Origin of the sequence: Pseudomonas ulcerans, from assembly GCF_036324125.1 — a bacterium.
Lineage (GTDB): Bacteria > Pseudomonadota > Gammaproteobacteria > Pseudomonadales > Pseudomonadaceae > Aquipseudomonas > Aquipseudomonas ulcerans.
In genome coordinates this window covers 94,071-114,867 of the sequence record NZ_JAZDQN010000017.1, presented here as the reverse complement: position 1 = coordinate 114,867, position 20,797 = coordinate 94,071, and the positions used below count along the sequence as shown (strand labels likewise).

General features: G+C 66.4%; 18 protein-coding genes. 10 read left to right on the top strand and 8 right to left on the bottom strand.

Features of this window, described 5'->3' with window-relative positions; genetic code table 11:
* Positions 1-28 precede the first annotated feature (28 nt).
* The 8 genes from V0R59_RS16985 to V0R59_RS16950 all read left to right on the top strand — a co-directional run bounded on the left by V0R59_RS16985 (position 29) and on the right by V0R59_RS16950 (position 8,496).
* Entirely contained in the window at positions 29-850 is an 822-nt protein-coding gene (locus tag V0R59_RS16985) for a helix-turn-helix transcriptional regulator (protein ID WP_330074069.1), read from the top strand.
* A 258-nt stretch (positions 851-1,108) separates the two neighbouring features.
* Positions 1,109-2,209, top strand: a complete 1,101-nt coding sequence (locus tag V0R59_RS16980; RefSeq protein ID WP_330074068.1) for a DmpA family aminopeptidase — start codon at positions 1,109-1,111, stop codon at positions 2,207-2,209.
* Positions 2,210-2,236: 27 nt separating this feature from the next.
* Positions 2,237-3,043, top strand: a complete 807-nt coding sequence (locus V0R59_RS16975) for an AraC family transcriptional regulator (RefSeq protein WP_330074067.1) — start codon at positions 2,237-2,239, stop codon at positions 3,041-3,043.
* A gap of 92 nt (positions 3,044-3,135) precedes the next feature.
* Positions 3,136-3,777, top strand: a complete 642-nt coding sequence (locus V0R59_RS16970; protein WP_330074066.1) for an alanyl-tRNA editing protein — start codon at positions 3,136-3,138, stop codon at positions 3,775-3,777.
* A complete protein-coding gene (locus V0R59_RS16965; RefSeq protein WP_330074065.1) occupies positions 3,774-4,391 on the top strand; it encodes a LysE family translocator in 618 nt (205 codons plus the stop codon). The genes V0R59_RS16970 and V0R59_RS16965 overlap by 4 nt, the downstream gene beginning before the upstream one ends.
* 83 nt (positions 4,392-4,474) lie before the next feature.
* The gene (locus V0R59_RS16960) at positions 4,475-4,996 is read left to right on the top strand and encodes a sigma-70 family RNA polymerase sigma factor (RefSeq protein WP_330074064.1); all 522 of its coding nucleotides are present in this window, start codon (positions 4,475-4,477) and stop codon (positions 4,994-4,996) included.
* Positions 4,993-5,985 (top strand): FecR domain-containing protein, encoded by a 993-nt coding sequence (locus tag V0R59_RS16955; RefSeq protein WP_330074063.1) that lies wholly within the window; start codon positions 4,993-4,995, stop codon positions 5,983-5,985. The genes V0R59_RS16960 and V0R59_RS16955 overlap by 4 nt, the downstream gene beginning before the upstream one ends.
* An 87-nt stretch (positions 5,986-6,072) precedes the next feature.
* Entirely contained in the window at positions 6,073-8,496 is a 2,424-nt protein-coding gene (locus tag V0R59_RS16950) for a TonB-dependent receptor (protein ID WP_330074062.1), read from the top strand.
* Positions 8,497-8,532: 36 nt separating this feature from the next.
* Here the strand turns inward: V0R59_RS16950 and V0R59_RS16945 are convergent, their stop codons facing one another.
* Entirely contained in the window at positions 8,533-10,320 is a 1,788-nt protein-coding gene (locus V0R59_RS16945) for an ABC transporter ATP-binding protein/permease (protein ID WP_330074061.1), read from the bottom strand.
* A gap of 164 nt (positions 10,321-10,484) precedes the next feature.
* Here V0R59_RS16945 and V0R59_RS16940 point away from each other — a divergent pair, with 164 nt between their 5' ends.
* Positions 10,485-11,822, top strand: coding sequence for a dihydroorotase (locus tag V0R59_RS16940; protein WP_330074060.1), 1,338 nt, complete (start codon positions 10,485-10,487; stop codon positions 11,820-11,822).
* Between the two features lie 2 nt (positions 11,823-11,824).
* Positions 11,825-12,232 carry an RNA polymerase-binding protein DksA gene (gene dksA, locus V0R59_RS16935; protein WP_330074059.1) on the top strand — a complete coding sequence of 136 codons (408 nt, stop codon included), beginning with the start codon at positions 11,825-11,827 and terminating at the stop codon, positions 12,230-12,232.
* A gap of 186 nt (positions 12,233-12,418) precedes the next feature.
* Here dksA and V0R59_RS16930 read toward each other — a convergent pair whose 3' ends face one another.
* From V0R59_RS16930 to V0R59_RS16900, 7 genes are all read right to left on the bottom strand, one after another.
* Positions 12,419-13,174: an ABC transporter ATP-binding protein gene (locus tag V0R59_RS16930; RefSeq protein ID WP_330074058.1), complete on the bottom strand. Its 756-nt coding sequence runs from the start codon at positions 13,172-13,174 to the stop codon at positions 12,419-12,421.
* Positions 13,168-14,229: a FecCD family ABC transporter permease gene (locus tag V0R59_RS16925; RefSeq protein WP_330074057.1), complete on the bottom strand. Its 1,062-nt coding sequence runs from the start codon at positions 14,227-14,229 to the stop codon at positions 13,168-13,170. The genes V0R59_RS16930 and V0R59_RS16925 overlap by 7 nt, the downstream gene beginning before the upstream one ends.
* Positions 14,226-15,404: an ABC transporter substrate-binding protein gene (locus V0R59_RS16920; RefSeq protein ID WP_330074056.1), complete on the bottom strand. Its 1,179-nt coding sequence runs from the start codon at positions 15,402-15,404 to the stop codon at positions 14,226-14,228. Before V0R59_RS16920 ends, V0R59_RS16925 begins: the two co-directional genes overlap by 4 nt.
* Positions 15,405-15,450: 46 nt before the next feature.
* Positions 15,451-17,865 carry a TonB-dependent receptor gene (locus V0R59_RS16915; RefSeq protein WP_330074055.1) on the bottom strand — a complete coding sequence of 805 codons (2,415 nt, stop codon included), beginning with the start codon at positions 17,863-17,865 and terminating at the stop codon, positions 15,451-15,453.
* A gap of 95 nt (positions 17,866-17,960) precedes the next feature.
* A complete protein-coding gene (locus V0R59_RS16910; protein ID WP_330074054.1) occupies positions 17,961-18,926 on the bottom strand; it encodes a FecR domain-containing protein in 966 nt (321 codons plus the stop codon).
* Positions 18,927-19,442, bottom strand: a complete 516-nt coding sequence (locus tag V0R59_RS16905; protein ID WP_330074053.1) for a sigma-70 family RNA polymerase sigma factor — start codon at positions 19,440-19,442, stop codon at positions 18,927-18,929. It abuts the gene before it with no gap.
* Positions 19,443-19,524: 82 nt separating this feature from the next.
* Positions 19,525-20,721 carry an MFS transporter gene (locus V0R59_RS16900; protein WP_330074052.1) on the bottom strand — a complete coding sequence of 399 codons (1,197 nt, stop codon included), beginning with the start codon at positions 20,719-20,721 and terminating at the stop codon, positions 19,525-19,527.
* Positions 20,722-20,797: the final 76 nt, after the last annotated feature.

The following is a 20,797-nucleotide window of genomic DNA, read 5'->3' as shown; positions in this document are numbered from 1 at the left end:
CCATGCCCGGCAGGCTAGACTGCCGGGCATGACCCAGGCCGCCCCCGATACTCCCGTCACCTTGTCCTTCGCCACCCTGCAGCGCTGGCATGCCGCGTTGCAGGAGGCGTTCGTCCACAGCGAGCGCGCCGATGCGCTGGCCCGGCTGGCTGTGGCCATCGGTGAACTGGTGTCGGTGGAATCGATGATGATCAGCCTCGAATGCCGCGGCCGCGCGCCACGGCTGCTGTACCAGCAGGGCATTCCCGAGCAGCACTGCGATGCCGTGCTTAATCGCTACTTCGCCGCCGGCTACCTGCTCGATCCGTTCTGCCTGGCGGTGGAGAACGGCCTGGCCGAGGGTTTCTACCACCTGGCGGAGATCGCCCCGGACCATTTCTTCGACAGCGACTACTACAAGACCTACTACCTGGCCACCGGCTGCAGCGAGGACAGCTACTTCATCGCCGACCTGGGCGAGGACCGCAAGTTGTCCCTGAGCCTGTTCCAGGGTTGCAGCGGGACACGCCTGAGCACGGCGCAACTGGACCTGCTGCGCGCCGTCGAGCCGATGGTGCGCGAACTGCTGCGCCGGCATGGCCTGCACTGCCTGGCCGAGGCCGGCGGTGGCGTGGAGCGGGGCGGATTGCAGGCGGCCTTCGACACGTTCGGCTGCCAGGTGCTGACCGACCGCGAGCGGGAAGTGGCACAGATGATCCTGCGCGGGCACTCGGTGAAATCCACCGCGATCGAACTGGGGATCTCGCCGGAGACGGTGCGCATGCACCGCAAGAACCTGTACCTGAAGCTTGCGATCAAATCGCAGTCGGAGCTGTTCGCCTGTTTCATCGAGTGGTTGCGCCAGGGGTGATACCCAGCGATTGCCAGATGCAGATTCGGCGGACAGCCGCGATCCTGTGGGAGCGGATTCATCCGCGATCGACGGCGAAGCCGTCGTAAACCCTGAGTCCCGGTTTTGTCTGATTCACCGAGGAGGCAGGTTTTATGGCCGCTTCGCGCCCAATCGCGGATGAATCCGCTCCCACAGGATCGCGGTGTAGATACCCATGCAGACACGCGAACAGTTCCGGCTAAATTGAGTGCACCATTCATTTCTCGAGGACCACCCATGCGCGCCCGTCAACTTGGCATCACCACCGGCCTCGGCACCCCCGGCGAACTCAACGCCATCACCGACGTCCCCGGCGTCCGCGTCGGTCATTGCACCCTGGTCGAGGGCCAGCAGGTGCGCACCGGCGTCACCGTGATCCAGCCCCGGGCCGGCGAGGCGCGCTTGCAGCCCTGTTTCGCCGGCGTCCATGTGCTCAACGGCAATGGCGATGCCACGGGTCTGGAATGGATTCGCGAAGCGGGGCTGCTGACCACCCCCATCGCCTTCACCAACACCCACAGCGTCGGCGTGGTGCGCGATGCCTTGATCGCCGCCGAGCGCGATTCCCTGGCCGATCCGTCCACCTACTGGTGCATGCCGGTGGTGATGGAGACCTATGACGGCGTGCTCAACGATATCTGGGGCCAGCATGTGCGCCCTGAACATGTCCGCGCGGCGCTGGCCGATGCCCGCTCCGGGCCGGTCGGCGAAGGCGCGGTCGGCGGCGGCACCGGGATGATCTGCCACGAGTTCAAGGGCGGCATCGGCACCGCGTCGCGCAAGCTGCCGGCCGAGCAGGGCGGCTGGACCGTGGGCGCGCTGCTCCAGGCCAACCACGGCCAGCGTCGCGAGCTGCGGGTGGATGGCTATCCGGTGGGGCGGGTGCTGGCCGACCTGCCGTCGCCGTTCGCCAGGCGCGGCGAGCCGGGCATGGGCTCGATCGTGGTGGTGCTCGCCACCGATGCGCCCCTGCTGCCCCACCAGTGCCAGCGCCTGGCGCAGCGCGCGTCCATCGGCATCGCCCGCACCGGCGGTGGCACCGAGGACTCCAGCGGCGACCTGTTCCTGGCGTTCTCCACGGCGGACCACCAACTGCCGCCGGTGGGCTACGGCCGCAGCGGCGTGGCGTTCTCGCAAGGCGTGGCGATGGTCAACAATGACCATATCAGCCCGCTGTTCCGCGCCGCCGCCGAGGCGGTGGAAGAGGCGATCGTCAATGCCCTGCTGGCCGGCGTCGACATGCAAACGGCGGACGGCGTGGCGGTGCCGGCACTGACGGGGCAGCGCTTGCTGGCGGCGCTGCGCGAAACGGGCTGGAAACCGGTGGACCCGGTATAGTGGCGCCCCCTGAAGTCTGAGGTCCCTATGGCAGATCGCGTGGAATACCGGCGCAACCAGGCCTTTCCTGGCCTCGTCCTGAGCGAGGGCAGGTTTTCCAGTTTCCGCTTCGACCGCCATTACCACCTTGACTATCATGTCGGCCTGATCTCCGAGGGCCTGCAACGGCAGGTGCTGCATGGCGAATCGGTGTTGCTGGCACCGGGCAGCATCCAGTTGATGCCGCCATGCGAGATGCATGACGGCATCCTCGCCGATGCCGACTCCTACACGCTGAAGACCTTCCGCGTACCCGCCGACCTGCTGGGCGCGGTCACCGAGGAAATTACCGGGCGCAACGAGTTCGCCCTGCTGGGCGGGGCGGTGCTGCAGGATGAGCAGTTGGCCAGGCAACTGATCCAGCTCCACCAGGCCCTGGGCGAAGGCCGCAGCGACCCGCTGTTCGCCGAGACGCAGTGGCTGGTGCTGCTGGGCCGGCTGTTCGCCCAGGCACGGATGATCCGTCCGCAGTTCGTCAAGGGCACCCTGTTTCCCGGGCAATGGCAGCGGGTCAAGGACTACTGCATGAGCCACCTGGCGGAAAAGATCAGCCTGTCCGACCTGGCGGCGCTGTGCGGCCTGGAGCGCTTCCAGTTCCTCAAGCTGTTCAAGCAGACCATCGGCATGACGCCCCATGCCTGGCTGGTGCGCCTGCGCCTTGAGCACGCTTGCGTATTGCTCGGCCAGAAGCGCTGGGACCTGGCCCGGGTGGCCCAGGAGGTCGGTTTCTACGACCAGAGCCATTTCAACCGCGCCTTCAAGCAGGCCTTCGGCGTCGCGCCTTCCGGCTATTGAGCCCGCTCAATTTTTTACAAGCCTGGCGCCTGTTCGCTTCCTTACGCTTGTCGTCATGGCAGGGCGGTTCCCTGCTGGTCGAGGATTTTTAGATGACGCAGCGTGCTTATTTCTTCTCCGACGAGCTGACCCTGGAAACCCGGGTCCTCGCTTGCCGCCCACTGGATGATGGCAGATACCAGGTGGTCATGGCCGAAACCCTGTTTCACCCGCAAGGCGGCGGTCAACTGGCGGACCAGGGCTTTATAGACGGTGTCGCGGTCGAGGCGGTGGTGCAGACGGAAAACGAGGTGCTGCATACCGTGGCCCAGGCGATCCCGTCCGGTCCGGTGCAGATAAAGGTCGCGGCTGACGTCCGGCTGCTGCATGCCCGGCTGCACTCCGCCGGCCATCTGCTTGCCTGCGTCGGTGAACGGGCAGGCTGGCGAGCGGTCAAGGGGCATCACTGGCCGGGTGAATGCCGGGTGGTCTTCGAGCGTCAGCCGCAGGCCGAGGAGATGACCGCCGAGTCCCTGGAGCAGGCGCTCAACCGGTTGATCGCCGCCGACCAACCTCGGCACCTGCGGGACGAAAACGGCATGCGGAGCGTCGGCTTCGGCTCGCTGCCCATGCACGGCTGTGGCGGGACCCATGTGCTGTCGACCGGAGTGATCGCCGGCGTGCGCATCCTGAAGATGAAGGAGAAGAAGGGGCAACTGTCCGTGCACTACGACGTGGTGGAGGGTGCCGCGTGAGTTACCTTCCCCAACTGTCGACCATTGCCGTCGTCATGCTTCTGGCTTGCGTGAGTCCAGGCCCCGATTTCATCGCCGTGACCTCCAACGCCCTGGCCAGTCGCAGGCGTGGCCTGGGCGTAGCGCTCGGCACCGCCATGGGCATCGCGGTCTGGGCGCTGATGGCCATTGTCGGACTGGGCGTACTGCTGAACCGGATTGCCTGGCTCTACGATGTCATCCGCATTGTCGGCGTCTGCTACCTCCTGTACCTCGGCGCCATGCTATTGCTGGCAGCCCGGCGGCCCTACCGGGAAATGGCAGTTGCCACGGCGGACAACGTCACCACGCCGGCTCCGCGGGTCGGCTTCATGGTGTCCATGACCAACCCGAAAGCCGCCGCGTTCTTCGGCAGTTTCTTCATCACGGTGCTGCCGGCCCATGCGCCGGGTTGGGTGCTGGTGGCGGCCGTGCTGGTGGTGATCGCCGTGTCGCTGGCCTGGTTCTCGATGCTCGCGTTGATGTTTTCCACGCAGAGGGTTCGTGATTTCTACGGGCGGATGCGCAGGCCGATCGATGCGGCGATGGGTGGGATCCTCGTGGCCTTGGGAGTGCGTCTGGCGCTGGTTGAATGATCGTTGCGCAAACCTTGCGGGAGCGGAGTGAATGAGAATGCTTATTGCTATATGATGCTGCGCATTCTCACGGGAGGTCCGCAATGCCTGCTTCAGAAGTCGCGCCGCAGCATGATGTGGAGGTGCTTTATTGTGATCACCACGGCTGGCTCCAGGGCTGGCTGCGCAAGCGCATGGGCAGTGTCAGCGATGCCGCGGACCTGACCCAGGACACCTTCGTCAGCATCATCACCTCGGGTATCTGCCGGGAAATCCGCGAGCCGCGGCCGTTCCTGGTCACCGTGGCCAGGCGCCTGATGTCTCGCAGCTACCGGCGCAAGCTGCTGGAGACCAGCTACCTGGAGGCCCTTGCCGCCTTGCCCGATGAAGCCGCGCCGTCTCCGGAAGTGCAGTTTCTCGCCCTGGAAGCCCTGCAGCAGGTAGACCAGGCTCTGGACGAGCTGCCGCTGCTGGTCAAGGAAGCCTTCCTGCTCGCGCATTTCCAGGGCTTGAGCTACGCGCAGATCGCCGATCGGCTCAAGGTTTCGATGAGCTCGGTCAAGCAATACCTCTCCCGGGCGAACCGGCATTGCCTGTTCGCCATCGCCTTGCAGGACTGCCCATGAAGCCAGCCAGCGTTGCCATGGCGGGCGGCCAGCCCCTCGACTCGCGCATTGCCGACGAAGCGGCCGACTGGCTGACCCAGGTCATGTCCGAGGACGCCACCGAGGAAACCTGGGTGCGCCTGCGTGCCTGGCGTGACGCCGACCCCGACCACGAACGGGCCTGGCGGCACATCGAGGCGGTCATCGGGCGCCTGCGTGGCAATGCCGGCAGCGTCAGCTACAAGGTGCTGTCGCCGTACGCCAACCTGGGGGGCCTGGAGCGTCGCCGGCTGCTCGGCCTGTTCTTCTATGCCGGTGCCTTCGGCCTCGCCGTGACGCTGGGAAGCCGCACGCAGAGCTGGCAGCGCGTCGTTGCCGATTACCGCACTGCGACCGGCGAACAACGCCAGGTCACGCTGCACGACGGCACCCGGATCCTGCTCAACACCGCCAGTGCCATCGATGTGCAGTTCGACGCCCGGTTGCGCCGTGTCCGCCTGCTGGCCGGGGAGATCCGGGTCGTCACCGGACACGCCGGCGAGCGCCTGGCACCCTTTGTCGTGGACACGCAGGAGGGGCGGATCAAGGCCCTGGGCACCCGTTTCACCGTGAGCCAGGAAGACGGCACGACAAGGGTCGCGGTGGAGGAACATGCCGTCGAGATCAGCCCCGTCGACCTGCCCGACCTGCGTCAGCCACTCCGGCAAGGGCAGCGCACGTCTTTCAGCCGAAGCCAGGTTGGCGCAGCGCTGGCACTGACCGATGCAGAACTGGCCTGGACCCACGGCCAGTTGATCGCCGATGAACAGCGGCTCGTTGATTTCCTCGACGACCTGAACCGCTATCGCCCGGGCGTCGTGCGTTGCGATCCGGCCGTGGCGAGCCTGCGCCTTTCCGGGGTGTTTCCCTTGAACGACACCGACGCAATCTTCAGGACACTGCCAAGCGTGCTGCCAGTCTCGGTGAGGATGCGCACCCGCTATTGGGTGGTCGTCGAGGCGGCGAGCTGAAATTCTTTTCGATTTCTTCTGCCCGATCGGGATTCTCGCGGCACCTATTCCCCAGAGACCTTAAATCAACCTGTTCATGGGGAAGTCATGCGCATCAAACAACACCCGTTCCAGCGTCATCCGGTTGCCAGCGCCATTGCCGTCGCACTCCTGGCCAGCGCACTGGGCGCGCCAACGGCCATGGCCGACGACCTGCCAATGGCGCAAGCCTCGGCTGCCCGCGAGGCCAGCTACCAGGTCGCCCCCGGTCCGCTGGCTCCCGCGCTGCGCAGCCTGGCCAGCAGCGCCAATGTCCTGCTGACCTTCACCGCCGAGCAGACCGATGGCAAGCGCACCGCTGGCGTGAACGGCCGCATGGACTTCCCCACGGCGCTGGCCGCGGTCCTGGCCGGGACCGGCCTGCAGGCCGTGCGCCTCGATACTGGCGCGTTCGTCCTGCAGCCCGTCGTCGCCGACAGCACGGTCAGTCTGGCCCCCACTGACGTCAATGCACGCCGGGCGATCAGCGGCGAGGCCCCGGCGGCCTATGCCGGAGGCCAGGTGGCCAGCGGCAGCAAGGTCGGCGTGCTGGGCAACAAGGACCTGATGGACACGCCGTTCAGCACGGTCAGCTACACGCAGAAGAAGATCCAGGACGAGCAGGCCAGGAGCGTCGCCGACGTGCTGTTCGCCAGCGATCCATCGGTGCGCGCCTCGATCGGCGCGAGCAACCGCTACGACGCCTTCACCATTCGCGGCCTGCGCGTGGCCAACAGCGACGTAGCCCTGAACGGACTGTTCGGGCTGGTGCCGAACTGGCGCATCGGCGTCGATTCGGTGGAGCGCATCGAGCTGCTCAAGGGCCCGGGTGCCTTCCTCTACGGCATGGCCCCGGCAGGCGGCGTCGGCGGCAATATCAACCTGGTCACCAAGCGTGCCGACGAGGACCTGACCCGCCTGACCACCACCTACTCGTCGTCGAACATCTGGGGGCAGCGTTTCGATATCGGCCGGCGGGTCGGTGACGAGCAGCAGTTCGGCATCCGCCTCAACGGCTCGCAGAGCGAAGGCGACGCACCCTATGACGGCGAATCTGTGCGCAGCAAGGACTTCTCCCTCGGCCTGGACTATGCCGCCGAGCGTTTCCGCGTCTCTGGCGACTTCATCTACCAGAAGGACCACACCACGGCCCAGGAGCGTGGCTATAGCCTGACGCCGGGTATCGCCGTGCCGTCGGCGCCGAATCCACGGACCAACCTGAGCCAGGCCTACGACTTCGCCGACTCCGAAAGCACCACCGGGATGCTCCGCGGCGAGTTCGACCTGAACGGCCAGATCACCCTGTTCGCGGCGGTGGGCGCCAACCGCTTCAACTTCGAGAAGCGCGAAGCCAGCGGCGGCACCATCCTCAACAGCGCCGGCGACATCAACGTGGGTACCAATGCCCTGCAGAACGGCCAGTACGAGACTGTCACCGGCGAGGCCGGCGCACGGTTCCGATTCGTCACCGGCGTGCTTAGCCATGAAGCGACACTGAGCGTGAATGCGCTGGAGCAGGACTACGACCTGGGCCAGGTGACCTACGCCAACTACCGCAGCAACATCTATTCGCCGGTCACGGTGCCGATGCGGGTGACGTCGTCCTATGGCAAGGGCCGGGCCTCCGAGTTGTCCATGCACAGCACGGCACTGGCCGACACCATCGGCTGGCATGACGACCTTGTGCAACTGACCCTCGGCGTGCGCGAGCAATACGTCGATTCGAAGAGCTATTCCGGTACCACCGGCCTCAAGACCCGCGGCTACAGTGACTCGGCGCTGTCGCCGACGGTGGGCCTGGTGATCCGGCCCAGCGCGGAACTGTCGCTGTACGCCAACTACATCGAGGGCCTGACTCCAGGGCCCACGCCGCCGGCGGCTGCGGTCAACTCGGGGGATGTGTTCGCGCCGTTCAAGTCCAGGCAGTACGAGGCTGGTGCCAAGCTCGACCTTGGCAACCTCGGCTTTGGCCTCAGTGTGTTCCAGATCGATGTGCCCAATGGCTTCACCGATCCGCTGACCCACGTCTACGGCCTGGATGGCTTGCAGCGCAACCGTGGCGTCGAGCTCACCAGTTTCGGCGAGATCACACCGCAGGTACGCCTGCTGGGTGGGGCGACCTTCTTCGATGCGCGCCAGGACAAGACGGCGGGGGACACCAACAACGGCAGGTTCGCCGTCGGCGTGCCGCGGGTGCAGTCGACCCTGGGCACCGAATGGGATGTGCCGTCCCTCGACGGCCTGACCCTGACCGCCCGGGCCATCTATACCGGCAAGACTTACCTTGACTCTGCCAACCAGCAGGTGGCGCCGTCCTGGGTGCGCTATGACCTGGGCGCGCGCTATGCGTTCAAGGTCGACAAGGTGCCGCTGACCCTGCGCGGCACGGTGCAGAACGTCTTCGACCGCCAGTACTGGGAGGCCAACCCTTCCGGCTACGTGGGAGCAGGGGCACCGCTGACGTCGTGGCTGTCGCTGACTGCGGACTTCTGACGGGATAGCGCGCCCCGGGCAATCCGGGGCGCCAGTTCAGGCTACGGTCCAGCCGCCGCGTCCATCCAGTTCCAGGTGATGGCTGTGGAAACCGGCCAGGGTCGCCCGATGACCGACGCTGACCAGCATGCTGTCCTTCATGCGCTCGCGCAGCAGCCCGTACAGCGCATGCTCCAGGCCTTCGTCCATGGCCGAGGTGGACTCGTCGAGGAACACGATGCGCGGTTGGCTGAACAGTACCCGAGCAAAGGCCAGGCGTTGCTGTTCGCCGATGGAGAGGATCCGCGCCCAGTCGTTGCTGTCCTCCAGCTTGTCTGCCAGGTGTCCAAGGTTGACCTCGCGCAGGGCCTGGCGAAGGCGCTCGTCGTCACCCGGCAGGCCGATCGCCGGATAGGCCACCGCCGTGCGCAACATGCCCAATGGCAGGTACGGCCGTTGCGACAGGAACAAGGCCTCGGTGCCGCCGGGGCAACGCACCTCGCCCTCGGCATAGGGCCAGAGCCCGGCCACGGCACGTAGCAGGGTGGTCTTGCCACAGCCCGAAGGCCCCTTGATCAGCAGCGAATCCCCCGGCTTCAGGCTCAGGTCGAAGTCGCTCAGCAGTGCATGCCCGTCCGGGCGCGTCACCTGCATGCCGCGGATATCCAGGACGTCGGGCTGGTTGACGCGCTGTACATGGGGCAGGCCGCGGGCCTGCTGGTTGGCGTCGAGGAAGCCGGTGAGACGGTCGAGGGTGGCGCGGTACTGGGCGAAGGTGTCGTACGACTCACGGAAGAACGACAGCGAGTCCTGCACCTGGCCGAACGCCTGCGAGGTCTGCATCACGTCGCCGAGCTTGATCGCCCCGCTGAAGAAGCGTGGCGCCTGGAGAATGAAGGGGAACACCACTGCCACCTGGCTCACCGCGAGGTTGAAACCGTCGAACTTCAGGCTCCGGAACACCAGGGCCCAGACGTTGCTGATCAGGGCCGAGAAGCGACCCAGCAGGGTGTCGCGCTCGATGGCCGAGCCTTGGTAAAAGGCCACGTTTTCCGCGTACTCGCGCAGGCGCATCAACGCATAACGGAAGTTCGCCGTCAGTTTCTCGTTGAGGAAGTTCAGGCGGATCAGGGGTTTACCGAGGCGGAAGGCGATCCAGGTGGCGATCAGCACGTAGACGTACACGGCGAAGACCATGGCCCGCGGCACTTCCACGCCGGCTAACGTCAGCGGTGCCGACAGGCCCCAGAGGATGCCGGTGAATGCCACCAGCGATACCAGCGCACTGATCGCCCCCAGCGACAGGCTCACCGAGCCGCTGACGAAGGCAGTCACGTCCAGCTCGATACGCTGGTCCGGGTTGTCCACCGGGGTTTCCAGGAACTGGCCACGGTAATAGGCGTCGCCCTCGACCCAGTCGCGGGTCAGCCGCTCGGTGAGCCAGGTGCGCCAGCGGATGTTGAAGGCCTGGGTCACGTAGTAGGTGAACAGGGCGCGCAGCACATGGATGGTCGCCAGCACCGCGAACACCCCCAGCAGGTACCAGAACGCCGTCTGGTCCAGGCCCTGCAGGGCACTGTAGAAGCCGTTGTACCAGAACGAAAACAGCACGTTGAGGCGCACCGCGAACAGCGCCAGGACGATCAGCAGGGCATAGGCCAGCAGCGGACGCCAACTGTGCCTGGGGCTCAGGTAGGGCCCGGCGATCTGCCAGAACTGCCGGCCCCAGCGGGTGAAGCGGACGGCGAGCCTGGCGCAGATGGCCAGGACGATGAAGGTGATGACGCAGGCAGCAGCGAGCCAGACCAGGCTCTCCTGCAGGGCTTGATGCCAGTCCATTTCCATGGGCGGGGTTCCAGCAATGATTTGTGCTGAGCGTAGATGAGGAATGTCGGGGCCTGGGTGAAGGAATCTTTAATGGCGTATTGCCGAGGGGCTGTGCTGGCCTCGACGTTTTTCTGGATTGAGTGTTATAACATAACAATTAATTCGTGAGACCGCCCATTGCCATGACCCGCATCCTCATCAGAAACGCCCACGTGGTGAACGAAGACACAGGCTTCGACGCCGACGTGCTGGTCGCCCACGGTCGCATCGAAAAGATCGCCACCAGCATCACCGGGCAGGACGCCGACCTGGACATCGACGCCGCAGGCCAGTGGCTGCTGCCCGGGATGATCGACGACCAGGTGCATTTCCGCGAACCGGGCGCGCCACACAAGGCAAGCATCGCGTCCGAGTCACGGGCGGCGGTGGCTGGCGGCATCACCAGCTTCATGGACATGCCCAATACCAACCCGGCGACGCTGTCGGTGGCGGCACTGGAGGACAAGAAGCAGCGCGCGGCGCGCCGTTCGGTGGCCAACTACGGCTTTCACTTTGGCGTCAGCAAGGACAACCTGGACGTGGTCGCCGCCCTCGACCCGCAGCTGGTCGCCGGGGTCAAGGTGTTCATGGGGGCGTCCACCGGCGACATGCTGGTGGACGATCCACGGGTGCTGGAGCGCCTGTTCGCCAGCGTGCCCACCATCCTCCTGGCCCATTGCGAGCACACGCCGTCGATCCTCGCCAACGAAGCCAGCATGCGCGAGCGTTATGGCGAGGCCATCGGCCCGGAGTTGCACCCGCTGATCCGCGATGCCGAGGCCTGCTATCGCTCGTCCTCCCTGGCGGTGGAGCTGGCCAGGCGTTTCGATACCCGCCTGCACGTCCTGCACCTGACCACGGCCCGCGAACTGGCGCTGTTCGAGCCGGGGCCGCTGGCGGGCAAGCGCATCACCGCAGAGGTCTGCGCCCATCACCTGCTGTTCGATGACCGCGACTACGCCGGGCTGGGCAACCTGATCAAGTGCAATCCCGCGATCAAGACCCGCGCCGACCGCGATGCGCTGCGCCAGGCGCTGCTGTGCGACCGTCTGGACGTGATCGGCACCGACCATGCCCCGCATACCCTGGAGGAAAAGTCCCGTCCCTACGCCCAGGCGCCCTCGGGGCTGCCGCTGGTCCAGCATGCGCTGCCGGCCTTGCTGGAGCTGGTCGCCGACGGCGTGCTGCCGCTGGCCCAACTGGTGCGCAAGACCAGCCACGCGGTGGCCGAGCTGTTCGGTATCCACGCGCGAGGCTATATCCGCGAGGGCTACTGGGCCGACCTGGTGCTGGTGGAACGATTGCCCGAGCCGCGCCCGGTGTGGCAGGAGCCGCTGCTGTCCCACTGCCAGTGGACGCCGTTCCGGCACCACGCCTTTCGCCATCGCATCGCCACGACCCTGGTATCCGGGCAACTGGCCTGGCACCAGGGGCGCCTCGTCGAAGGGTGCCAGGGCCTGCCGTTGAGTTTCAGGAGGTGAACATGACCGAAGAAGAACTGCTGGGCCAGCCTGACGAGGCCTATATGAACGCCGGGCAGCTGGCTTACTTCCAGCGCCTGTTGCTGGAACAGCGGCAGGCGTTGCAGGACAGGATCTCCGAAGAGTTCGAGTCGTTGAAGAACCACGAGGTCAATTCCGACCCGGCGGACATCGGCAGTACCGAGGAAGCGCGACAGTGGCAACTGCGGGTACTGGAACGGGAGAAGAAGCTGCTGGACAAGATCGACGAGGCACTGGAGCGGCTGGCCCGCGGTGACTATGGCTGGTGCGCCGAGACCGGCGAGGCGATTGGTCTCAAGCGCCTGCTGCTGCGGCCGACGGCATCGTTGTCGGTGGAGGCCAAGGAGCGGCAGGAGATGAAGGAGCGACATAGGCAGAAAACCCGCTGATGGCGTGTCTGGTACAGCTCTCGGTCAAGTGAAGCGCGGACCTTGTGGGAGCGGGTTCACCCGCGATGACGGCGGTGAACCCAGCATCGTCATCGCGGGTAAACCCGCTCCCACAACTCGCCGGCTCTGCTATTCAGCCCGGGACGAGATGTATAGGTACCCAGCGAAACCCGCAATCCGTCACCTTTACACCACCCCATCCACCAGCACATGCCGCAACCCCCGGCTGCAGGTCTCGATCCGGCCCTCGACCTTGTACACCGCCCGCAACAAGTCCGCGTCGATCACTTCCTGGCACGGCCCGCTGGCCTGCGCCGTACCCTCGGCGATCACCAGGACCTGGTCGGCGAAGCGCAGGGCCTGGTTGAGGTCGTGCAGGGCTATGAAGACGATGACCTGACGCTGCCGAGCCAGCTTGCCCATGAAGTCGAGCACCTGCACCTGGCGGTGCATGTCGAGGGCGCTGGTGGGTTCGTCCATCAGCAGGATCTGCGGTTCGCGCACCAGGGTCTGGGCAATGGACACCAGCTGTTGCTGGCCGCCACTGAGCTCACCCAGGTTGCGAAACGCCAGGCCGGTGATACCGAGGGCTTCGAGCATGGCATCCACCCGCTGCAACTCGTCGTCGCTGACCACCCAGTCCGGGCTCAGTTGCTTGCGTGCCAGCAGCACCGATTCATAAACGGTCAGCCGGGCGCTGGCGTTCAGTCCCTGGGGCATGTAGCTGATGCCCTGCATGCCGTGCTGCGCACCGCCCACATGGACTTCGCCGGGCCCGTCTATCAACCCGGCCATACGCTTGAACAGCGTGGACTTGCCCGCGGCGTTGGGGCCGATTACCGCGATCACCTGGCCGCCATGGAAAGTGGCCGTGGTCACGGCACTGATGACCGTGTGGCGACCATAGCGGGCACCGAGGTTTTCCAGGCGAAGGGTCACCATGTGTGCTTTTTCCTGCCGAGGATCAGGGAAATGAAGAAGGGCACGCCGATCAGCGACGTAACCACGCCGATGGGAAAGATGGCCCCGGGAATCAGGGTCTTGCTGACCACCGAGCTGGCCGACAGGATCAGCGCCCCGGTGAGCAGCGAGGCCGGAAGGAAGAAACGCTGGTCCTCGCCGATCAGCATCCGGGCGATATGCGGGCCGACCAGGCCGATGAAGCCGATGGTGCCGACGAAAGCCACGGGAAAGGCGGCGAGCAGGCTGACCAGGAGCAGGGTCTGCAAGCGCAGGCGGCGCACGTCGATGCCGAAGCTGGCAGCCTTGTCATCTCCCAGGCGCAGCGCGGTCAGGGCCCAGGCACGCCGAATGAACAGCGGCAGGGTGAACAGGATCACCAGGCAGATGATCGCCAGTTTAGGCCAGGTGGCCTTGGTCAGACTGCCCATGGTCCAGAACACCACTGCGGCCACTGCCTGTTCGGTGGCGAAGAACTGCACCAGCGCCAGCAGGGCATTGAAGGTGAACACCAGGGCGATGCCCAGCAGGACGATGGTCTCGGCGTTGACCCCGCGGCGCAGGCTCATGAAATGAATGAGCAGGGTGCAGAGCACGGCCATGAGGAAGGCATTGAGCGGCACCATGAACTGCGCCGCCAGCGGCAACACGGCGACGCCGAAGGCCAGGCCCAGGGCCGCGCCGAAACTGGCGGCGGCAGAGATACCGAGGGTGAAGGGGCTGGCCAGCGGGTTATTGAGGATGGTCTGCATCTGTGCCCCGGCCAGGGACAGCGCGGCGCCCACGGCCACCGCCATCAACGCCACCGGCAGGCGGATCTGCCACATCACCACGCGCACCGGGTCGGCGGCGCTGTCGGGGGCGAACAGGGCGCCAAGCACCTCGCCCAGGCTGTAGCGGGCCGGACCCAGGGCCAGGTCGAGCAGCACGCTGAACGCCAGCAAGGCGGCGAGCGCGCCCAGCACCAGGCGCTTGCGCAGCACCAGGCGACGGTAACCGTCGCGTTGCCACACGGGATTTTTCTCCAGCGCGCTCATGGCCGGCCCTCGGCGTCGGCCAGGCTGGCGAAGTAGCCGGCAGCGTAAGGCACCGGCAGGAAGCGCGCGTGCAGCTCGCGCAAGGCCGCGTCCGGATCGAGGTCGGCGAACAGCTCGGGATGGAACCATTTCGCCAGTTGCTGGATGGCCACGAACTGATAGGGGCTGTTGTAGAACTGGTGCCACACAGCGTGGAAGGCCCGGGTCTGCTGCGCCGCGATACCGGCATAGGCCGGGCGCCCGGTGTACCAGGCGAGCTTGCGCCGGGCCTCGGCCAGGTCCGCCCCGGGACCGACCGCGACCCAGTGCCCGCCCGGGGCGAAGGCTTCCCAGTTGGCGGTGGTGATCACCACCTGCTCGGGGTTGGCCACCAGCACTTGCTCCGGGTTCAGCTGGCCAAAAGTCTGGGGAATGATGTCGCGGGCGATGTTGTTGCCGCCTGCCAGATCGACGAACAGGCCGAAGTTCTCGTTGCCGAAGCTCAGGCAGCAGTCCTCGGTATAGCCGCCGATCCGCTCGATGAACACCCGCGGACGGGGCGGGTGACGGGCCTCGATGACATCGGTCACGCGGCGGATCTGCTGCTCGCGGAAGACGATGAAGGCCTCCGCACGTTCTTCCTGGCCGAACAGACGGCCGAACAGGCGCATGGTCGCTTCGGTGTTGCGCATGGGGTTGTTGCGAAAGTCCACGTACACCACGGGAATGCCCAGGGCGCCGAGTTTCTCGATGTACCGGGCGTCCTCGGTGGCGTGCTGCGCTTCGATGTTGAGGAAAATCACGTCCGGGCGCTGGGAGATGGCCTGCTCGATGTCGAAGGTGCCGTCCTCGAAGCCGCCGAACGTGGGGATCGCGGTGATCGCGGGAAACTGCCGACGGTAGGCCGCGTAGGTGTCCGGGTCGGCCTGGATCAGGTCCTTGCGCCAGCCGACGATGCGCTGCAACGGGTTTTCCCGGTCGAGCGCGGCGACCAGGTACAACTGGCGACCTTCGCCAAGGATGACCCGACGCACCGGTACCCGCACCTTGACCTCGCGCCCGAGCAGGTCGGTGACCGTGGTCAGGGCGGGCGTCTCGGCCGCGTCGGCGCTGTCGGGCAGCAACGTGGACAGGCCTGCCACGGCAGTGAACAGCAAGAAGGCGAAGGTGTGGCGGCGACACAGGGATCCGAACATGGAGCAAGCCTCTGCAAGGGCCGGGCAGCGCCGCGGCCGGGACGTTTCAGAAATCGACGCTGGCGGACAGCAGCAGGGTGCGTGGCGCCCCTTGGGAAAACGCCCCGTAGGAGGCGACACCCGACCAGTACGCGGTATCGAACAGGTTCTGCACGGTGGCGCGGAAGGTGGTGGGGTGTCCGGCGATGCGGGTGCTGTAGCGTGCGCCGGCGTCGAAGCGGGTCCAGGCATCGAGCTTCTGCGTGTTGGCCTGGTCGACGTATTGCTCGCCGGTATGGATGACCCCGCCGGTCAGGGTCAGCCCGTCGATCCACGGCGTGTCCCACTCGGCCCAGAGGTTGGCCTGGACATCCGCCGCGCCCACCGCCTTGTTGTCGCGGTTGGCGGCCACGCGGGTCTGGCTGAGGCGGGCATCGAGCAGGGTCACGCCGCCGAGCAGGCGGGTGCCGGGGGCTATCTCGCCGAGCAGGTTGAGTTCGACGCCGCGGTTGCGCTGCTCGCCTTGCATGGAGAAGGTGCCGGCCGCCAGTTCACCGCTGGGCTTGCTGATCTGGAACAGGGCGATGGACGACATGAAGCTGCCGAAGTCCAGCTTCATGCCGATTTCGTGCTGGCGGGAGATATAGGGCGCGAAGATCTCCCCGGCATTGCTGGCGCTGGACGGGGCGACGTCGCCCTTGCTCAGGCCTTCGACGTAGTTGTAGTACAGCGCCAGGTTGTCCAGTGGCTTGAGCACCACGCCCAGCAGCGGCGTGGTGCGGCTGGCGTCGTAACGGCTGCCGCCGCGGGCGTTGTAGTTGCGCGAGTCGATGCGTTGCTGGCGCAGCCCGACGGTGACCTGCAGGCGTTGTTCGAACAGCGACAGGGTGTCGGCCAGCGCGACGCCGGACAATTCGCTGGCCGATACCTTGGGCGTGGACGGTCGCGCGATGGCCGGTTCGGGGCGATCCACCGGGTGATAGATGTTCGAGAGCACTGCGGCCGCGGAGTTGATGCCGCGCCCCAGTTCGTCGTGATACTGGCTGACTTGCAAGGTGGCATTGTGCGCGACCGGCCCGCTGTCGAAGCGCAGGCGCGCACCGATGTCGGCGGTGTAGCGCTGCACGTGGAAGCGGTAGTAGCCAGGAATGGACGAGGTGTTGCCGGCACTGTCGACGATCCGCGGGGTCTGGTCGGACAGGCGCGATACGTCGGAGCGGCCACCACCGGCATGGGCGAACAGGCTCAGGTCGTCGCTCACCGCGTAGTCGCCGCTGAGCAGCAGCGAACGGTCATGGGTGGTCGAGCGGCCCCACGCCTGGCTGACGTTGGTCCGGCCGTTGGCCGCCTTGGGAATGGCCACGCCGACATCGATCAGGAAGGGGCGCGAGGCAGCGTCCAGGGTCTCCTTCTGGTCGATCAGGTCAAGGCTGGTGCGCAGGCGCTCGCCCTGGTAGTCCAGGGACAATGCGCCGAGCCCGACCTCGCGGTGCTGGGCATCGATGGCGGTGTCGCCTTGTTGCAGGCTGCCGTTGAACCGTACGCCGAAGCGCCGCTCCGGACCGAGGCGGCGGCTGATGTCGAGGTGGCTGCCGAACTGCGCATCGAGGGCGTAGCGTGCGGTATAACGCGTCAGGTCTTCCTCCAGGGAGCGCTTGGGCACCACGTTGATCACGCCACCCACGGTACTGTTGGGCGACATGCCGTAGAGCAGGGTGCCCGGCCCCTTGACCACCTCGATACGCTCGGCGTAATCGGTGAACACCCGGTAGTTGGAAGCCACGCCGTAGACGCCATCGAAGGCCAGTTCGCCGAGGTTGCCTTCGCCCAGCGGAAAGCCGCGGATGAAGAACGAGTCGACGATGCCGCCGGTCTGTCCGGTGGCGCGGACCGAAGAATCCCGTTCCAGCAGGTCGCCGACGGTGCTCGCCTGCTGGTCGCGGACCAGGGTGGAGCTGTAGCTGCTGATGCTCAGCGGGGCGTCCATCAGGTCGCGGTTGCCGAGCAGGCCGAGACGGCCGCCCACGGCGGCCTGGTCGCCCGGGAGCAACGCCGGCAGGCGCTCGCTGCCGCTGGCCGGGGCGCTACCCTGGATGGCTGTGTCGTCCAGGGTCACCTGGTTCGGCACCAGGGTGTAACTGCCATCCTCGCGCAAGCGCATGTCCAGGTTGCTGCCGGCGAGCAGGCGGGTCGCCGCTTCCCGCGAGGTGCAGGAGGCGACCAGGCCAGGGCTGGTCAGGCCGTCGGTCAGCGCCGGTTGGAATGACAGGGCGATGCCTGCGTCCACGGCGAAACTCGACAGGGTCGCTCCCAGTGGTCCTGGGGGAATGTCGTAGGCACGCACCACCACGCTGTCCAGGCGGGCCGGGGCGGCAGCGTGGGCCAGCGGGCAGGCCGAGGCTGCCAGTACCAGGCCCAGCAACGCACTGCGGACAAGCGGTTGGAACGGACGAGCCGGACGCAGCAAGCGCGCGACGAACATGAATGGGGTTTCCGTGGACGACGATGGAAAAGGTTGTTCCCTGATAGCCAGCCGAGCGCGGAAAAAGTATCAGCCGTGCTCGGCTTTTTTTCGCTTCAACCGGGACTGAGGGTGATCCAGTAGCCGGCGAAGTGGCTGGCGACCTTGATCCCGTAGGTTTGTGCCAGCATGTTCAGGCAGCGTTGCGTGTCGCTGACCGGGTAGGCGCCGGAGACCGGCAGCCCGGCGATGTCCGGGTCGCAGCGCACCACGCCGCGGCGGTAGCGCGACAGTTCTGCGGCGAAATCCGCCAGGCGCAGCTTGTCGGCCATCAGCATGCCCTGGGTCCAGGCGCCGGCATAACGCTCGACGGGGCCGACCTCGCCGAAGGTCTGCGCCGAAAACTCGGTGCGCTGGCCGGCATTGATCACCAGCGGCGGGGCCTGGCGGTTGTCGGCGAGGACCACCTTCACCGCGCCTTCGAGCACCGCCAGGTGCGTCCGCGCAGCCAGCTCGCGCACGGAGAAACGGGTGCCCAGGGCCTGCATGCAGCCTTGCGTGGTGCAGACCAGGAACGGCCGGGCCAGTGAAGGTACGTCGGGCGCGGTCTGCACCATGATCTCGCCGGCGCGCAGGCGAACCAGGCGCTGGTTGGCGTCGTACGACACGTCGATGGCGCTGTCGGTATTGAGGGTGATCCGCGTACCGTCGGCCAGGGTCAGCTCGCGGCGCTCGCCGACGGCGCTGCGGTAGTCGGCGCTCCACTGTTGCCGGCGGCTCAGTTCCCAGCCACCCCAGCCGGCGGGCAGCAGCGCCAGGAGCACGGCCAGCTTGAGCATCGCGGCGCGGCGCTGCGGGTTGTGCGGGCGGTCCAGCACCGCCAGGGCCAGGGCCGGCGGCAAGCCGCCCATGCGGCTTTGCAGCAACTGGGCACGGGCCCAGGCCTGCTCACGTTGCGGGCTGCTGCCTTTCCAGCGCTCCCAGGCGGCCTGCTCGCTGGCGTCGAGTTCGCCTTCGCTCCAGCGCACCAGCCACTCGGCGGCTTCTTCCAGGGCCTGGAGGTTGTCAGCGGAAAGGGACACCTATTCCACCAGCAGCAGGCATTGCACGAAGGCCTGCTTCATGTAGCGCTTGACGGTGATCAGCGAGACGCCCAGCTGGCTGGCGATGTCGTCGTACTTGAGGCCGCCGAGTTGCGACAGGAGAAACGCGCGTTTTACCAGCGGCGGCAAGGCGTCGAGCATGGCGTCGACCTGATGCAGGGTTTCCAGCACCAGGAAACGCAGTTCCGGCGACGGCACCTGCTGTTCCGGCAACTGCGCGAGGGCGTCGAGGTAGGTGCGTTCCAGGGCCTTGCGCTGGTACCAGTTGACCAGGATGCCCTTGGCCACGCAGCTCAGGTAGGCCCGTGGCTGCTCAATGCGGGTGACCTGCGAGGCAAGCACGCGGGTGAAGGTGTCCTGGGTCAGGTCCGCCGCATCCATGGCATTGCCGAGTTTCTTCTTGAGCATCTCGTAGAGCCAGCCATGGTGGCCGCTGTACAGGGCTTCGATCATGCGCAGGTGGGTCTGATGGTCGGCGGGGACAGGTTCGCTCATGGCGGCAGCTTTAGTTGTAATTGGGAAGTATTCGCGATGGTAGTGATATCGCGCCTGCCGTGCAAGCGCGACGCCGTGGCGCTCAACCGAGCGTCAGCCGGCGTTGGGCGAGCATGACCAGCAGCGCCACGGCATAGGCCAGGCAGACGAACAGGTAGGTGTATTGCAGGCCGTACAGCTGGTTGAGCAGGCCGCCGATGCAGATGCCGGCGATCGAAGCGAACTGCGCCGTGCCCTGGGCCAGGCCCAGGACATGCCCCTGCCGCGTGGCATCCACGGACTTCGACACCAGGGCCATCAGCACCGGCGTGGTAGCGCCCAGCAGGACGCCCCAGAGGAAGTAGCTGGCGACGAACACCGGCGCTTGCCGGGTGATCCCGGCGATGCCGCTGAGGACCATGCAGCCGAGCACCACCCAGGCCATGCGGTGCAGGGTGTCGACGCGGGAGCGCTGCTCGAAGTGGCGCGACCAGGCCGTCGCCGAGAGGATGAAACCCAGGGCCAGCAGGCCGTAGCACAGGCCGACCACCGAGTGGCTGACCGCAAACATCGCGCTGACATACAGCGAGAAGCTGGTTTGCGGCAGCATCCGCGCCAGCAGCAACAGGCCCATCACCAGCAACAGCCCACGCAGCGGGGCGTCGTGCCAGAGGCTGGCGGTGCTCGGGGCCTGGTTGCGGTTGGCGCTGCCAGCCCGGGCGGGAGGCACGTTCGGCAGGCAGATCGCCGCGACCAGCGTGCACAGGGCGCAGAGTGCCGAGGCGCCCAGATTGATCCAGAAGAACGTCGCGTGGTCGAGGATCAATCCGCCCAGCACGGCGCCGAGCAGCGAGCCGACGTTGGTGGAAATCTGCAGCAGGGCGAACAAGCGTGCCCGCCGTGCGGGCGTCTCGATGCTCACCCCGTAGGCCTGGGCCGGGGCGATGTAGCCGGCGCAGGCGCCCTGGACGAAACGCAGCAGCAGGATCACCCAGATATCGTCGCTCATGGCCAGGCCCAACTGGGTGAGAGACAGGCCGGCGAGGGCGCGGATCATCATCAGCTTGTGCCCGCAGCGGTCGCCGATCCGCCCCCAGAACGCGCTGGTGAGGATGATGCCGAGCATCGGCCCGACGTACACGGCAACGCTGGCGAAGGCGAACAAGGCCGGGGATGCGGTCAGGCCCTGCAGGTGCACCGGCCAGAACGGCCCGCTCATCTCCATGGCGCCCATCGACACCAGCTGGATCGCGAACAGCAGCCAGATCAGGACGGTTACACGCGAAGCGGCAGGGGGCATGGTCGAAGCTCGTGGGTCGATTGAGGGCGCGAGGGTGATACTTTTTTTTGCGTCGGCTGGCAATAGGAATGATCAG

Bases quoted from the DNA above. Each gene is read 5' to 3' on its own strand.
- V0R59_RS16985 (WP_330074069.1), top strand. From the start codon at position 29: ATGACCCAGGCCGCCCCCGATACTCCCGTCACCTTGTCCTTCGCCACC.
- V0R59_RS16980 (WP_330074068.1), top strand. From the start codon at position 1,109: ATGCGCGCCCGTCAACTTGGCATCACCACCGGCCTCGGCACCCCCGGC.
- V0R59_RS16975 (WP_330074067.1), top strand. From the start codon at position 2,237: ATGGCAGATCGCGTGGAATACCGGCGCAACCAGGCCTTTCCTGGCCTC.
- V0R59_RS16970 (WP_330074066.1), top strand. From the start codon at position 3,136: ATGACGCAGCGTGCTTATTTCTTCTCCGACGAGCTGACCCTGGAAACC.
- V0R59_RS16960 (WP_330074064.1), top strand. From the start codon at position 4,475: ATGCCTGCTTCAGAAGTCGCGCCGCAGCATGATGTGGAGGTGCTTTAT.
- V0R59_RS16955 (WP_330074063.1), top strand. From the start codon at position 4,993: ATGAAGCCAGCCAGCGTTGCCATGGCGGGCGGCCAGCCCCTCGACTCG.
- V0R59_RS16950 (WP_330074062.1), top strand. From the start codon at position 6,073: ATGCGCATCAAACAACACCCGTTCCAGCGTCATCCGGTTGCCAGCGCC.
- V0R59_RS16945 (WP_330074061.1), bottom strand. From the start codon at position 10,320: ATGGAAATGGACTGGCATCAAGCCCTGCAGGAGAGCCTGGTCTGGCTC.
- V0R59_RS16940 (WP_330074060.1), top strand. From the start codon at position 10,485: ATGACCCGCATCCTCATCAGAAACGCCCACGTGGTGAACGAAGACACA.
- dksA (WP_330074059.1), top strand. From the start codon at position 11,825: ATGACCGAAGAAGAACTGCTGGGCCAGCCTGACGAGGCCTATATGAAC.
- V0R59_RS16930 (WP_330074058.1), bottom strand. From the start codon at position 13,174: ATGGTGACCCTTCGCCTGGAAAACCTCGGTGCCCGCTATGGTCGCCAC.
- V0R59_RS16925 (WP_330074057.1), bottom strand. From the start codon at position 14,229: ATGAGCGCGCTGGAGAAAAATCCCGTGTGGCAACGCGACGGTTACCGT.
- V0R59_RS16920 (WP_330074056.1), bottom strand. From the start codon at position 15,404: ATGTTCGGATCCCTGTGTCGCCGCCACACCTTCGCCTTCTTGCTGTTC.
- V0R59_RS16915 (WP_330074055.1), bottom strand. From the start codon at position 17,865: ATGTTCGTCGCGCGCTTGCTGCGTCCGGCTCGTCCGTTCCAACCGCTT.
- V0R59_RS16905 (WP_330074053.1), bottom strand. From the start codon at position 19,442: ATGAGCGAACCTGTCCCCGCCGACCATCAGACCCACCTGCGCATGATC.
- V0R59_RS16900 (WP_330074052.1), bottom strand. From the start codon at position 20,721: ATGCCCCCTGCCGCTTCGCGTGTAACCGTCCTGATCTGGCTGCTGTTC.